10 protein-coding genes and 2 pseudogenes are annotated in these 14,020 nt (G+C 70.5%); 1 reads left to right on the top strand and 11 read right to left on the bottom strand.

The genetic code is table 11. The features are described 5' to 3' along the window. Positions 1-189: 189 nt before the first annotated feature. Entirely contained in the window at positions 190-1,311 is a 1,122-nt protein-coding gene (locus tag C4B68_RS02775) for an IS630 family transposase (RefSeq protein WP_338059730.1), read from the bottom strand. 117 nt (positions 1,312-1,428) lie between these two features. Between C4B68_RS02775 and sthA the strand changes: the two genes are divergently transcribed. Continuing rightward, complete coding sequence (gene sthA, locus C4B68_RS02770; RefSeq protein ID WP_099506616.1) at positions 1,429-2,832, top strand: Si-specific NAD(P)(+) transhydrogenase; 1,404 nt, start codon at positions 1,429-1,431, stop codon at positions 2,830-2,832. Positions 2,833-3,069: 237 nt separating this feature from the next. On the opposite strand, the gene C4B68_RS02765 is transcribed toward sthA, so the two are convergent. The 10 genes and pseudogenes from C4B68_RS02765 to C4B68_RS02730 all read right to left on the bottom strand — a co-directional run bounded on the left by C4B68_RS02765 (position 3,070) and on the right by C4B68_RS02730 (position 13,918). Further along, positions 3,070-4,824 (bottom strand): multicopper oxidase family protein, encoded by a 1,755-nt coding sequence (locus C4B68_RS02765; protein WP_099506617.1) that lies wholly within the window; start codon positions 4,822-4,824, stop codon positions 3,070-3,072. A 207-nt stretch (positions 4,825-5,031) separates the two neighbouring features. Next, positions 5,032-5,298 carry an alpha/beta hydrolase family protein gene (locus C4B68_RS02760; protein ID WP_099506618.1) on the bottom strand — a complete coding sequence of 89 codons (267 nt, stop codon included), beginning with the start codon at positions 5,296-5,298 and terminating at the stop codon, positions 5,032-5,034. After that, entirely contained in the window at positions 5,286-5,474 is a 189-nt protein-coding gene (locus tag C4B68_RS44595) for a hypothetical protein (protein WP_373682289.1), read from the bottom strand. The genes C4B68_RS02760 and C4B68_RS44595 overlap by 13 nt, the downstream gene beginning before the upstream one ends. 91 nt (positions 5,475-5,565) lie before the next feature. Beyond that, positions 5,566-6,078, bottom strand: a pseudogene (locus tag C4B68_RS02755) (AMP-binding protein); the annotation flags it as partial. A gap of 41 nt (positions 6,079-6,119) precedes the next feature. Continuing rightward, positions 6,120-6,455, bottom strand: a pseudogene (locus C4B68_RS44030) (AMP-binding protein); the annotation flags it as partial. Positions 6,456-6,590: 135 nt separating this feature from the next. Next, a complete protein-coding gene (locus tag C4B68_RS02750) occupies positions 6,591-9,416 on the bottom strand; it encodes a DUF5682 family protein (RefSeq protein ID WP_099506620.1) in 2,826 nt (941 codons plus the stop codon). Then, the gene (locus tag C4B68_RS02745) at positions 9,413-10,525 is read right to left on the bottom strand and encodes an ATP-binding protein (protein ID WP_099506621.1); all 1,113 of its coding nucleotides are present in this window, start codon (positions 10,523-10,525) and stop codon (positions 9,413-9,415) included. Before C4B68_RS02745 ends, C4B68_RS02750 begins: the two co-directional genes overlap by 4 nt. Positions 10,526-10,554: 29 nt before the next feature. Continuing rightward, the gene (locus tag C4B68_RS02740; protein WP_240634156.1) at positions 10,555-12,030 is read right to left on the bottom strand and encodes a vWA domain-containing protein; all 1,476 of its coding nucleotides are present in this window, start codon (positions 12,028-12,030) and stop codon (positions 10,555-10,557) included. Beyond that, complete coding sequence (locus C4B68_RS02735) at positions 12,027-13,445, bottom strand: hypothetical protein (protein WP_099506622.1); 1,419 nt, start codon at positions 13,443-13,445, stop codon at positions 12,027-12,029. Before C4B68_RS02735 ends, C4B68_RS02740 begins: the two co-directional genes overlap by 4 nt. After that, on the bottom strand, positions 13,415-13,918 hold the full coding sequence (locus C4B68_RS02730) for a hypothetical protein (protein ID WP_180289406.1): 504 nt from the start codon (positions 13,916-13,918) through the stop codon (positions 13,415-13,417). Before C4B68_RS02730 ends, C4B68_RS02735 begins: the two co-directional genes overlap by 31 nt. Between the last annotated feature and the right edge of the window lie 102 nt (positions 13,919-14,020).

Genomic DNA, 14,020 nt, shown 5'->3' with positions numbered 1-14,020 from the left:
ATTCTCCTCAACGTGGCCGCACCCCACAGGCGCCGGTGCGAGGGTTCTCGAATGTAGCCCAGAAGGGCGACGGCCGCGCACGATTCACCGATCAGTTCGCCCGCCGCCGAATTCCCGTCCCGGCGCCGTCCCTTCTGATCCCCGGCTCACCCTTCCTAGTGCTGTGACCGCATAGGTTCGCCGGTTGGGTCAGGCCGCGTCGGCGAGGGCGCGTCCGCCCCAGCGGATGCCTTTCTCGCTGCGGATGCGGGCGCGTTCTTTGCGTTGGGCGGCCAGGACGTCGGGGTGGCGGGCGTTGGTGTTGCGCCAGCGCAGGTATGCGTGCAGCTCACGGGTCTGGACTGTGTGGTTCGGATGGTGGGAGTTGGCGAGGGTGAACTGCCGCAGTGGCCCGAAGTGCGCCTCGATCGGGTTGGCCCAGGAGGCGTTGGTCGGGGTGAAGCACAGCTCGACCTTGTTCTTCTGCGCCCACCGGCGGATCTTCGTGCCCTTGTGCGCGGAGAGGTTGTCCAGGATCACGTAGATCGGGGCGCCGTCCGGGCGGGCGGCCCGGACGGACTTGAGTGCGGCCAGGCTGTTGGCCGCTCCCTTGCGACGGCGGTTGACGCCCCACAAGGTGTCGTCGCCGATCGAGTAGCAGCCGTGGAAGTAGGTGACGCCGTGGGTGCGGTGGTAGGTCGCCGGGACTCGGTCGGGGCGGCCCTGCCCGGCCCAGCAGGCTCCCCCGGTGGGGCGGATGCCCAGCGGGCCGAACTCGTCAAAAGCGAATACGCGGTCGGGGAAGTTCTCCAGGACGTACTCGATCCGGTCGAGCTTGGCGTCGCGCTCAGGGTCGGTGGACTCCTTCCAGGTCTTGGTCCGCTGGAAGGTCACGCCGCGGCGGGCGAGCAGGCCGCGTAAGGTCTCGCGGCCGATTCGGATCACCCGGCCGTGGACTTTGCGCAGGTAGGCGACGAGTTTGCGCAGCGACCAGCGGGTGAAGGGCTGGCCGAGCTTGGCGGGGCGGGTGGTGGCCGTCTGGATGACGAAGTTCTCGTCGTCAGGGCTGAGCAGGCGGGGACGGCCTCCCGCCCATTGAGGGTCCAGGCAGGCCAGGCCGATCTCGTTGAACCGGTGGATCACATCGCGCACGGTGTCGTCGTCGGCCTGCACCAGCTGGGCGATCACCGGCACACGGTTCCCGCCGGCCGAGGCCAGCAGCATCATCGCCCGCCGATAGCGCACCGAACTCGTACTGCCACGGCGCACGATCTGCTGCAGACGCCGCCCCTCCTGGTCGGTCAGTCTGCGCACACGGACAGGCTCAGCCACCACGCCTCCAGCGATCAGATCGGATGTCACCGCACATCCAACCGCCACGACCACCAACCCGGCGAACCTATGCGGTCACAGCACTAGGGAAGGTCTCGGCCTGACAGACTCCGGAGCGTGCCCGACTTCGACATGCTCGTCATCGGATCCGGCCCGGGCGGCCAGAAGGCCGCCATCGCGGCGGCCAAGCTCGGCCGTCGGGTCGCCGTCATCGACCGCCCCGACATGGTCGGCGGGGTCTCCATCCACACCGGGACCATCCCTTCCAAGACCCTGCGTGAGGCGGTTCTGTATCTCACCGGCCTCACCCAGCGGGATCTGTACGGCCAGAGCTACCGCCTCAAGGAGGACATCACCGTCGCCGATCTGACCGCGCGCACCGAGCACGTGGTCAGCCGGGAAGTCGACGTCATCCGCAGCCAGTTGTCACGCAACCACGTCTCTCTCTTCGCGGGCACCGGCCGCTTCCTCGACGACCACACGATCGCCCTGCGCGAAGTGAACGGCAACGAACGGCAGTTGACCGCCGAGCGCATCGTCATCGCCACCGGCACCCGTCCGGCCAGGCCCGCGAGCGTCGAGTTCGACGGGCGGACGATCATGGACTCGGACAATGTGCTCAACCTGGAGCAGGTGCCGCGTTCCATGGTCATCGTCGGGGCGGGGGTGATCGGCATGGAGTACGCCTCCATGTTCGCCGCCCTCGGCAGCAAGATCACGGTGGTCGAGAAGCGGCCCGGCATGCTCGACTTCTGCGACGTCGAGGTGATCGAGTCGCTGAAGTACCACCTGCGGGAGCTGGCCGTCACCTTCCGGTTCGGAGAGACCGTCGCCGCGGTCGAACGTCATCCCCGAGGCACCCTCACGGTTCTGGAGAGTGGCAAGAAGATCCCCGCGGACGCCGTGATGTACTCGGCGGGCCGCCAGGGCCTCACCGACGAACTCGACCTGGACAAGGCGGGCCTGTCCGCCGACGCGCGCGGCCGCATCACCGTTGACGAGCACTACCGCACCGAGGTGCCGCACGTCTACGCCGTAGGGGACGTCATCGGCTTCCCCGCGCTGGCGGCGACGTCGATGGAGCAGGGCCGAACGGCGGCGTACCACGCCTGCGGCGAGCCGGTGAACCGGATGCACGACCTGCAGCCGATCGGCATCTACACCATCCCGGAGATCAGCTTCATCGGGCGGACCGAGGACCAACTCACCGAGGACCGCGTGCCGTTCGAGGTCGGCATCTCCCGCTATCGCGAACTGGCCCGGGGCCAGATCATCGGCGACTCGCACGGCATGCTCAAGCTGCTGGTCTCCCCTGAGGACCGCACACTGCTCGGCGTGCATTGCTTCGGCACCGGCGCCACCGAACTCATCCACATCGGCCAGTCCGTCATGGGCTGCGGCGGCACGGTCGACTACCTGGTCGACGCCGTGTTCAACTACCCGACACTCGCGGAGTCCTACAAGGTCGCCGCCCTGGACGCGACCAACAAGATCCGCCACATCGACCGCCTCAGGGACTGACCGCCGCGCCGCCTCCGAAGGTACCCGTCCCGCACCTGGGGCTCCGCCCCGGACCCCGCTCCTCGAACGCCGGAGCGGGCTGAAAGGGTTTGGCCCGTCCGGCGTTCGAGGACGAGCGCGTCAGCGCGACAGCGGGTGTCTGGGGGCGGCAGCCCCCAGGTACGGGACGCGTAGGGGCGGCGGGGGCGAAGAAAGCTCACACCGTCCCCAGGCAGCGCATCCCCTGGGACGTCTTCGTCACTTCCGGTAGCCGAGGATGGTCATCATGCCGGATTCGGAGTGGTACTGGTTGTGGCAGTGGAGCATCCACAGGCCCGGATTGTCGGCGTTGAAGTCGACCACGATTTTGCGGTGCGGCAGGACCAGGGAGGTGTCCTTGCGGGCTCCGACCGCGCCGAAGCCCTTCAGGGCGAACGTGTGGCCGTGCAAGTGCACGGGGTGGAACATATCGGTGGCGTTGATGAGGGTCAGACGGACCCGCTCGCCCTGCCGGATCGGATGGCGTTGTGTCACGGAGTAGGGCTGGTGGTCGAAGCTCCAGTCGTACTTCCTGTGGCCGCCGGTCAGCCTGAAGCGCAGCTCGCGGTCCGGGCGGCGGTTGCAGAGGGCCACGGAATCCTGCGGTACCAGGCGTCTGGCCGGTACGACCTGGCCGTTGAGCTCCCGCAGATGTACGGACCGGGGCGGGGCCCCGCCGCCGGTGCGCAGGATGGCCATGGCTCGTGCGTCCTTGCCCTCGGCGAGCGCGACCAGCGGGAACACTCCGTCCTTGGCGGTGATCAGCACGTCGTAGCGTTCGGCCATGCCGATCAGCAGCGCGTCGGTCCTCGCGTGCTGGACCGGGTAGCCGTCCGTGTGCGTGATCGTCATCTTGTGGCCGCCCAGGGCCACCCGGAACGCCGTCTCGCTCCCGGCGTTGATGATCCGCAGCCGGATGCGCTCGCCGGGGCGGGCCCGGAACACCGAAGGGGCGTGCGGGAGGCGGCCGTTGATCAGGTAGAACGGGTAGTCGACGTTGCCGCCCTCTCCCTGCAGCATGCGGCTGCGGGAACCGTGCAGCACGCGGGAGGGTCCGGCGTGCTTGTCGGCGTGCCAGCGGGCGCCCTCGTCGGCGTGTCGGGAACCGTCGTGCGAGGTGCCCTCACCCATGTCCATGTGCGCCATCTTTTTGCCGTCGAGCAACTGCGCGAGCACCCCGTCCGGGGTCGAACCGGCCACGCCGTCCACCCAGTCGTCCAGGACGATGACCCACTCCTTGTCGTAGGACAGCGGCTCCCGGGGGTCCTCGATGATCAGTGGGGCGTACAGGCCCCGGTCGACCTGCAGTCCCGAGTGCGAATGCAGCCAGTACGTGCCTGGGTGCGTCACGGCGAAGCGGTAGTTGAAGTCCGCACCGGGCCTGATGGAGTACTGGGTCAGGCCCGGTACGCCGTCCATGTCGCAGCGCATCCGGATGCCGTGCGAGTGCAGCGTCGTCGCCTCGGGCAGGTGGTTGGCGAGTGTGAGATCGAGGATGTCGCCCGCGGTTACCCGGATCTCCTTGCCGGGCAGCCTGTCGCCGTACGCCCATGTCCTGACGGTCGGGCCGCCCAGGTCGAGGGACGTCTCGGTGGCGATGAGCCTGAACCTGCGGACGGGTCCGGGCCCGCGTTCCTTCTCGACGGCGATGACCTCGGGATCGGACGGGTTCACGTATCCCTTGGGTCCCTTGGGGACGAAGGTGCCGCCGCTTTCGCGGAAGGCCCTGCCCCGCGCGTGCGGGCCTGCCTCCGCGTGCGGGCCGCTCCCCGCGTGCGGGCTGGCCACCGCGTACGGGTCACCCGCCGCGTACGGGTTGGCCCCCGTGTGCGGGTCGGCCCCGGGCGGGGAGGCGGCCGCCGAGTGCGAACCGGTTCCTGAGGGCGAACCCCCCCTGGAACAGGCGGCCAGGACTCCCGAGCCGATGGCCACGATCGAGGTACCGAGCAAGGTGCGCCGCGTGTGTTTGTCCATGACCGAATAACACACGTTTTGTGCCGCTCTGTGCGAGAACTGTGGCGGCGCGTCTCATAAGCAGTTGTCCATCTTTTTCGTACAGACGTGGGAGCCGTCCACACCGGCAGGTGCCCCGTCGAGGGCGCCGACCGGGTTGACTTCGGTAATCGGGGCGCGGTGGCGCCGACCGGGTGACCGTCGCTTTCGCACGCTCGTACTCCGGCGTCACCCGGCCGCCGGGCCGAGCGCTTCGATCCATCCGCGGATGGCTTCGGCCGTCGTCGTGGCGTGGTTCTCGAGCATGCTCAGATGGGTGCCGGGGACGTCCGCCGTGTCGTGCGGGCCGGGCCAGGAGGACTGCCACTGATCCGGCATGTGCGGCAGTGGCTCCGTGGCGCGCACCAGCAGCGTGGGAACATCCGTCGGCTCCGGATGCCAGCCGCGGAAGATCCGGGTGTACGCGCCCAGTGACAGCAGCGTCAGGTCGTCCACCGCGGTGTCGAACCGTCACCGATGGTGAGCGGGATCCGGGCGGGCAGGGCCAGCAGCCACGGTTCGGCCTCCCGGTCAGGGGTGATGTGGTACGAGTCCACCAGGACGAGCCCGGCCGGGGGCGTGCCGTCGGCCGCCAGACGTGTGGCGATGGCGTGTGCGACCGTTCCGCCCATGGAGTGACCCACGACGACGTACGGGCGGTCGCCGAGGTGGCGCCGCGCCCCCGGTGAGGCACACCCGCAGAGAAGGGGGCACGGGTGCCGGCGTCTCGCGCAGCGAGTCCAGCAGCAGGCGGTAGGTGGCGGGCACTCCGGCCAGCATGGTGAACGGCTGCGCCGCGAGTGCCTGAGCGACGTTCGCGCCCCGGTCGAGGAGGTGGGCGCTCGCACCGACCGAGACCACCCCCAGCAGGCACAGCGAGTGGGCGTAGGCGTGGAACATCGGCAGGGGCCACAGCAGCCGGTCCCGCTCCCGCAGCCCGAACGCCGGTACGTACGCCGCGGCCACCGCCCACAGGGCGGAACGCTGCGTGGAGATGGCGCCCTTGCTTTTGCCCGTGGTGCCTGAGGTGTAGAGGATCCAGGCCGGATCGTCGAGGCCGAGATCGTCCCGGGGCGCCAGGCCCGGATCCGTTCCGGCCAGCTCCTCGAAGGTGAGCGTGTCGGCAGGGGATGTGAGCGTGTCGGCGGGGGAGGCGAGCGTGTCGGCCGGGGAGGTGAGCGCTTCGGCCGGGACGGGCCCGACGTGGCGACCACCACCCGTAACCCGGGCCGCCACGCGGCCAGTCGGGCGACCCGCGGCAGCAGCGGCTCCTCGGTGACGACCAGGACCGCGCCGCTCTCGTCGAGGAGGTACGCCAACTCCTCGTCCGACGCGCCGGGATTGAGCAGTACGCCGATGGCGCCGGCCCGCAGCACGCCGAGGCAACTCTCCACCAGCTCCACCCGGCTGCCCAGATGGATCGCGACCCGGTCCCCGCGCCGGATCCCGAGCCGCGCCAGGTGCCCCGCCAGCCGGCCGGTGCGCTCCTCCCACTCCGCGTAGGAGACGGCGCGACGGGCGTCCCGGTGGGCGGTCTTGCCGCCCCGCCGTGCCGCGTGCTCCCGCAAGGTGCCGGGCAGCGCCCGCACTAACTCGCCCTGGACATCCGCCATTTCGGCCCCCTCGGTGACCGGCCGCTCCCGGTAACCGTACGTCAGCGGAGAGCGCGCGCGAGGCGTCCGACATGCGGCACCGGTCTGCCGCGGGTGAAGCGGACGAGCGCCCTCCGCGGTGAACCGGTGCCGGGATCACCGGACGGCCAGCAGCGCCTCCAGTGCCACCGCCGTGTCCGGATGGCGACCGAGCAGTGCCGCGCCCTGCGGGCCGGGATCCGCCGTCTCCCATGTCCCGTCGCAGCCCAGCAGAGTCGCCACCGCGTCGCACGTCGCGGGGTGGGCGGCGAGCAGGGCGGCACCCGGGCCGACGTCCGCGCGCCGGGCTGGACGCACGGACAGCGGCTCCGGCCGCGCGCGCCACGGCGGCACCCACTCGTCCAGCGCCGCGAGCCGGCCGGGGAAGATCCGTCCCGCCTCGCGGATCAGCAGCGGGGCCAGGTCGGCGCCCCCGGAACGCAGGGTGCTGATCAGGGTCGGCAGCCACGGCAGGAGCACCGGGTCCGGCAGCCGTCCGAACGCGTTCGACACTGCCTCCACGACGAAGTCGGTGAGGCCCGGGACGGGCTCCAGGGCGTGGACGAAGCCGCTGAGGTAGCGCGGATAGGCGGGCACCACCAAGGGGTTGCCGAGCAGTTCGTCGCACCGCGCCCGAAGGTCCGCGCGGGAGAGGTACCCGAGCTGCGTCTGAGCCGCCCACAGCAGCGCCGTCTTCGACGGATCCTCCGGATGCGACTGGGCGACCGCCAGCTCCAGTTGGGTCCGGTCGCACCCCAGCGACAGCGCCAGGCTCTCCATGCTGAACAAGAAGCCCAGCATCGCCGCCACTTGACGGACAGTGGCGTCCTCGTCGGTGAACGCCGTCGGCAGCAGGGTGCAGTAATGCGCGTACCCGGTCTTGACGAAGGACTCGATCCACGGTGGCAGCAACGGCTCGCTGGTGCGGTAGTACGCCAGCAGCCGCCGCACCCGGCGCAGCACCTCCGGCGCGCCGTCGACGCTGCGTTCGGCCGACAGCACCTCCAGAGCGCGCGTGCCCAGCTCGTCGGCGAGACGCCGGCTGCGCAGGTACAGCGTCGCGTCCTCGACGGCTTGCAGGACGGTCGCCGCGGTGGCCTGCGGGCCGTACGCCGTGCGGCGCAGGCGCTGTTCCAGGACCTGCTCGATGCTGACGCCCTCGTAGCCGAGCTCGATGAGCGCACGCTGGTGGGTGCCCAGCGCCAGGTCCCACGACTCCTGGATCGGCCGTTCGTCCAGTGTCCGCTCGCCCATGATCGGGCGAGCGGCGCCCTGCGGCATCAGGTACCGCAGCATCCACAGCACGTCGGAGCACTGCCCCAGTTCCGGCTGGGACGCTATGTCCAGCAGCGCCCGTTGCACACCGCGCTGCTGGAGCTTCAGGTTCAGCGGCGCGAGCCGGTCGTGCACGTCGCGGGCCAGGGGTGGCAGCGCGTCGTAGCCGACCTGGCCGATCCGGTCGCCGCCCATCATGATCTCGACCAGGCGGCGGACGTCGCGTCGGCCGGGCACGGTGTCCTTCTCGATACAGGTGACGGCCGCGTCCTGGAAGTCGTACGGCGTCGGCTTGGCCCGGTCGCGCATCCCGGCCAGCAGGATCGACGTCTCGAACACCGCGATGGCGTCGGCGGTGGACGCGAGATAGCCGTTGCGGCGCGTGGCGCGCACGATCTCCACCGACCAGCCGAGCAGTTCGGCCTCGTCCAGCCGGTCCAGCACGGGCGGTCGCCGCAGGAAGCCGGTCAGCTTGTCGGACGGAGCGACCTCCTGCACGGGAGCGGCCGCCGTCTTCTTCTTGGCCTTCGACTTCTTCGCACCTGCCTGTCCCGCCAGGCGGTACGGCTCCACGCGCGTGCGCCTGACGTTCTTCGCCCAGACGGTCTCAGCGATCGACACCGAGCCCGCGGCGAGGCCGAACTGCGCCTCGATCGCCGCGTGGCTCGACGGAATCAGGCCGTGCTGCCACTTGGTGGCACTGCGCGGGCTGATCTCGAAGGTGCCGGAGCCGTGGACGCCGAACTCCTCGACGGGGCTGGCCGCGTGGAAGGCGCCGCAGACGTACAGGCAGTCCGCGGGATCGGTGCCGGTCGCGGTCAGATGCTCGCGCATCCTGGTCCACATGTAGCGCTCGCGGTCCTCGTCCACGCGCACCCGATGGGGGTCGCCGGGTGCGAGGCGCCGGAAGAGGCTGCCGATCAGGAGCATGACCTGGCGGTAGGTGTCGTGGTCGCTGTCGCCGAGCGGCAGTTCGACGTACTGGTGCCACCACTCCGACCAGTGCCGCACCCTGCCGTGACGCAGCAGGTGCTCCTCCAGTTCGGCGAAGCGCGGCCGCAGGTCGCCGATCTCGACGCCGACCGCGTCGCCGTGCAGCGCGGCCTCCTCCTCGGCGGCCGGTGCGTCCGGGTCGGCCGGCCCCTCGGAGTGCTCCGCGCGTGCGTCCCACTGGAAGACGTGATCGGAGGAACGGTCGACGAGGACCAGTTCGACGCCCGGCGTGTCCAGTGCGTAGGCGATCGCCTGGTATTCGGCCGAGGCCTCGGTGATCGGCGCGACCACCGACAGCGGGGACCACTCGGCCGGGAAGCCGTCGACTTCGGACGCGAACGCCTGGACCGCCACCGGGAGCTTGCAGTTGCGCAGTTCGGTCAGCAGCGGCGCCATGTCCTCGCACAGCTCCAGGTACACGACCTTCGGCTGCTTCTCCCGCAGGCGGCGGGCCATCGCGAGCGCGGAGGCGGGCGAGTGGTGGCAGACGGGGAAGATCTCCAGCGGCTCGCGCACCGCGCGGTCGACGTCGTCGACGATGCCGAGGAGGATGCCCTCCAGGGCGTCCGGTCCGTCGGCGAACGTCTGGGCGGCTTCCTGGAGTTGAGTACGGAGCCCGGTGAACGTCCCCTCGTCTGCGCCGCTCGTGAGCGTGCGGCCGTCGGTGCCGCTCATGACAGGGTGGCGATCGCGTCGCGGCCGCCCTCCAGGAACTCCGGCCAGGATCCGCCCTCTTCCTTGCTGCGTGGCTCGACGACGCCGTGCAGGTACTTGTTGAGGATGGCCAGGTCCTCCGGCTCGCGGCGCGCCAGCGATCCGACGAGCGAGGAGGCCAGCGTGTGGGCGGTCAGGGCACGTTCGCCGAAGAAGTTGCTGTGCAGGATCGCGTCCTCCAGTACGCCGATCTGCTCGGCGGTGGACAGCGCGGACTCCAGCTTCTCGTCGTCGCTGCCGGCCGCGGCCGCCGAGGCACGCAGGTCGGCGAAGCTCTGCAGCAGCACGTCGAGCAGCGTCGGCGGCACATCCAGCTCGATCTGGTGGCGGCGCAGCAGTTCCTCGGTGCGGAAGCGGACGATCTCCGCCTCGCTCTTCTTGTTCGTGACCACCGGAATGCGGACGAAGTTGAAGCGGCGCTTGAGCGCCGAGGACAGGTCGTTGACGCCCCGGTCGCGGCTGTTGGCGGTGGCGATGACCGAGAAGCCGGGCTTGGCGAAGACGATGTTGTCGCTGTCCAGCTCCGGCACGGAGATGTACTTCTCGGACAGGATCGAGATCAACGCGTCCTGGACGTCGCTGGTGGAGCGGGTGAGTTCCTCGAAACGGCCGATCGTGCCGGTCTCCATCGCCGTCATGATCGGCGAGGGGATCATCGACTCCCGCGACTGGCCCTTGGCGATGACCATGGACACGTTCCAGGAGTACTTGATGTGGTCCTCGGTGGTGCCGGCCGTGCCCTGCACCACCTGGGTGGAATTGCGGGAGATCGCGGCCGACAGCAGCTCGGCCAGCCAGCTCTTGCCGGTGCCGGGGTCGCCGATCAGCAGCAGTCCGCGGTCGGAGGCCAGCGTGACGATGGAGCGCTCGACGAAGCTGCGGTCGCCGAACCACTTCTGCGAGATCTCCCGGTCCAGGCCGTCGGAGCGCTCGGAGCCCAGGACGAACAGGCGGACCATCTTCGGGGACAGGCGCCAGGAGAAGGGCTTGGGGTTGTCGTCGACGGACTCCAGCCAGTCCAGCTCCTCGGCGAACTTGATCTCGGCAGGGGCGCGCAACAGGTCAGACATAACAGGGCCTTTCTGAGTCAGGAAAAGTCTTAAGCGAGAAACGTCTTGAGTTCGTGGACGAGCTTGCGGATGTGGCCGGAGAGCACCGGCGTACCGAGGTCCTTGAAGCGCTCCCGGAACCACGGGTTGACACTGCCGCGGCCGGAACTGGTCACCGAGCCGACCGGAATGAACTTGGCCCCCGAGCGGTGAATGGCGGCCATGGACTCGAACAGCGGCTCGGTCCGCCATTCGTAGAAGTCGGAGATCCACACCACGACCGTGTTGCGGGGCTCGGCGATCTTCGGCTGGGCCAGTGCCATGGCGACCGTGCCGTCGGTGCCGCCCCCGAGGTTGGTGCGCAGCAGGGTCTCGAAGGGGTCGTGCACCCATGGCGTGAGGTCGAGCGCCTGTGTGTCGTACGCGATCAGGTGGACGTCCACCTTCGGCAGCCCGGCGAAGATCGACGCCAGGATGGTGCAGTTCACCATCGAGTCGACCATCGAGCCCGACTGGTCCACGACGACGATCAGCCGCTGGGGTGTCGTCTTGCGCGCGGTGTGCCGGTAGTAGAGGCGGTCGACGTACAACCGCTCCTCCTCCGGGCTCCAGTTGGTGAGGTTCTTCCAGATCGTGCGGTCGAGGTCGAGGTTGCGGAACACCCGCTTGGGCGGGACCGAGCGGTCCAGGGCGCCCACCGCGGACTTCTCCACCTGCGTGCGCAGCACTTCGGCGACCTCGTCGACGAAGCGCCGGATCAGGGCCTTGGCATTGGCCAGGGCCACACCCGAGAGATTGTTCTTGTCCCGCAGCAACTGCTCGATCAGCGACATGCTCGGGGTCAGCTGCGCGGCGAGCTTGGGGTCGGCGAGCACCTCGCGCAGGTGCATCCGCTTGACGAGCTCGGCCTCGATGGCGCCGAGTTCCGGGCCGATCGCCGGAATCAGCCGGCTGAGATCGGGCGTCGTGCCCCGGCCGCCGGTGCCGGTCGGGCTGACGCCTGCGCCCGCCCCGCCTCCCGCGGCGCGGCCGCCGCGGAGCTCGCCCGGCCGGCAGCCGAGCGCGCGCTCCAGCCAGCCCGCGTCGGACTGCCAGCGCGCCAGCTGCCCTGCGGTGACCGTGCCGGAGCCGGAGGCGAAGACGTTGAGCAGCACCTTGGAGACGAGCGCGGCGCGCCGGACTTCGGCGGCCCGGTCGCGTCCGGCAGCGTCGCCGTCGCCGTTGGTGTCGCCGTTGGTGTCGGGCTCGGGCTCGGGCGCCATCAGACCGTCGAACTCGGCGGCCAGCTCCGGGTGGCGCTGCACGATCGAGTCGACGGAGGCCTGCGGGTCGAGGAGCGCGGACGGCAGACCGATGTCCTCGACGACGGCGAGGCTCGACGATTCCAGCGTGGCCTGCTCCTCGTGGTCGAAGAGGCGGGCGAGGAGCCGCCAGTACAGGACTTGGCGGCGGTTGTCGTGCGCGTCCGCCTCGGAGGTCTGCGCGATCGTCGGGTCGGTCGCCGGGGCAGTGGTCGGATGGGTCATTTCCGCAGCAGCCTTCCGGCGCGCTCGCGCAACACGGTCACGGCATCGGTGGCGGCCTTCTCGGCCTTGGCTCCGGCCTTGTCGGTGGTGCCGCCGGCCCATGCCCCGGCGTGGACCGCGACGGCCTTCTTGCGCACGGTGGTCTCGACGGCGAGCGGCTGGACGCTGAAAACCCCCGCGTCCCACCGGAGCAGCCCGATGCACGCGCCGGACGCCGCGACGTCCTTGGGGGTGAGCGGGCCGGCGGTCGGCATGCGATCGGTGTCGACGGCGAGCGGGTGTCCGGCGACGCCGAACGTCAGCGTGCCGTCGTCCTGCTGGGCCGTATAGCCCTCCAGGAAGACAGGCACGGCGATGCGGGCCGGGTGTCGGTCCAGCGGTGCGATTGCCGAGTCGGCGGCGGTGGGCAGGGCGACGCGGGCGGTCACGAAGGCGTCGGCGGGCTCGCCCGGGCGTGCGTGCTCGTCGCTCCAGACCAGGTCGCCCTCGGAGGTGACCGGCATGTCTGCGAGCTCCATCGAGCGGCCCTCACTGACCGCCGCCAGCAGCGACATGTGGGGGCGGAGCAGCTGCCAGAGGCCGGCTCCGACGACCGTGTCGGGCTTCGGCGCCGACACACCGGCACGCACCAGGAGGGACGGGCCGCCGTCCGCGGGCTCGAACACCGCGTGGACCTGGGCCTGTACGGCGGTCGTGTGCTCCTGCACATCGATGCCGAGGGGCAGGAGGCGGCCGGTGACCGTACTGGTCGCGGGCGCGTCCGCGGCGCCGGGCAGCGTGAGGAGCATCGCGCGCGACCACAGGTCGGCCCACCGGCGTACCGGGATCCGTTCCAGGGCCGCGCCCGGGCAGGATGCGGCGAGTTCGGCGGCGAAGCCGTCGAGGAGCGTCGCCAGGCGGCGCAGCGCCGGGTCCGGAAGCATCGCGGAGACGACTTGTGCCGATCCGGAGACCAGGTCGTGGTCCATGCCCTGCCACCCGGAGCGTGCCAGGTCGGACAGCCAGGCGCGGGCGGCGGCGAGCACGTTCGCCGCTTGCTGCCCGCCGGGCGCCGGGTCGGTTTCCTCGCCGCGGGTCCGGCCGGTGGCCTCGTCCACGCGGGCGGTGAGCGCGTCGTGAACGGAGCCGAGCAGTGCGGTGCGGGCGGCGGCGAGGACGACGAAGTGGTCCTCGCTCGCGGCTCCGGCCGCCGCCTTCTCGGCCGCCTCGGCGACCCTGGCGGCCAGCGGCGTCCCCGCCACGGCGTGGGCGAGCTCGGTCAGGCCGGCGGCCTGAGCGGGCTGGGGGCGGAGCAGACCGGTGACGAGCACCCGGTCAAGGGCGTCGACGGCCGCCAGGGCTTCGTCGAGCCCGTCGATGGATTCCATCAGCAGGTCGGCCCGCATCACGCCGCCGCCCTGGTCGGCGGAAACCACTGCATCTCCGGCAACGGTGCGGTCGTCGGGGCGAGTTCGAGGTAGGCCAGGTGGCGCAGGAACCTGCTGAAGACGGTCGCGGCGGCCTTGGTGTCTCCCTGCGGCGGACGGGCGCTGGTCATGCCGTACGCGATGGTGTGCGCGCTCGGCTCCCCGTCCACGGTCTCGACCCTCAGGTAGCGGGCGACGCGCTCGGCGCCGTACTGCAGCACCGCCTCGTTGATCAGGGCCCGGATGTGATTGCAGAACGAGCCCCGCGCACCGCCGCACGGCCGGTTGTTGTTGGTGCTGCACGCGTACGCGTAGGTGCCCGCCGCGACCGACGAGACATAGACCCGCTCGATGTCCGAGCCGCTGGACACCACGCCCTGCAGACGTCCGTCGGCCAACTCGACGAACGGGACCTTGGCGAGCTTGCGTGGCCGTGCGGGTGGTATCACCCGTGCCGTGCTCGACTTCTCCCCATCTGACAATGCGTCATCTCCTCTGCACCAAAGGGACTTCCGCGCCACAACGGCGGGACACGACTGAACATAGTGGCGACCACTGACAACGCCGGATCAGGGACGGGCGAC

Origin of the sequence: Streptomyces dengpaensis, assembly GCF_002946835.1 — a bacterium.
GTDB lineage: Bacteria > Actinomycetota > Actinomycetes > Streptomycetales > Streptomycetaceae > Streptomyces > Streptomyces dengpaensis.
The sequence above is the reverse complement of the archived record's forward strand: the minus strand, read 5'-3'. Positions and strand labels throughout refer to the sequence as shown.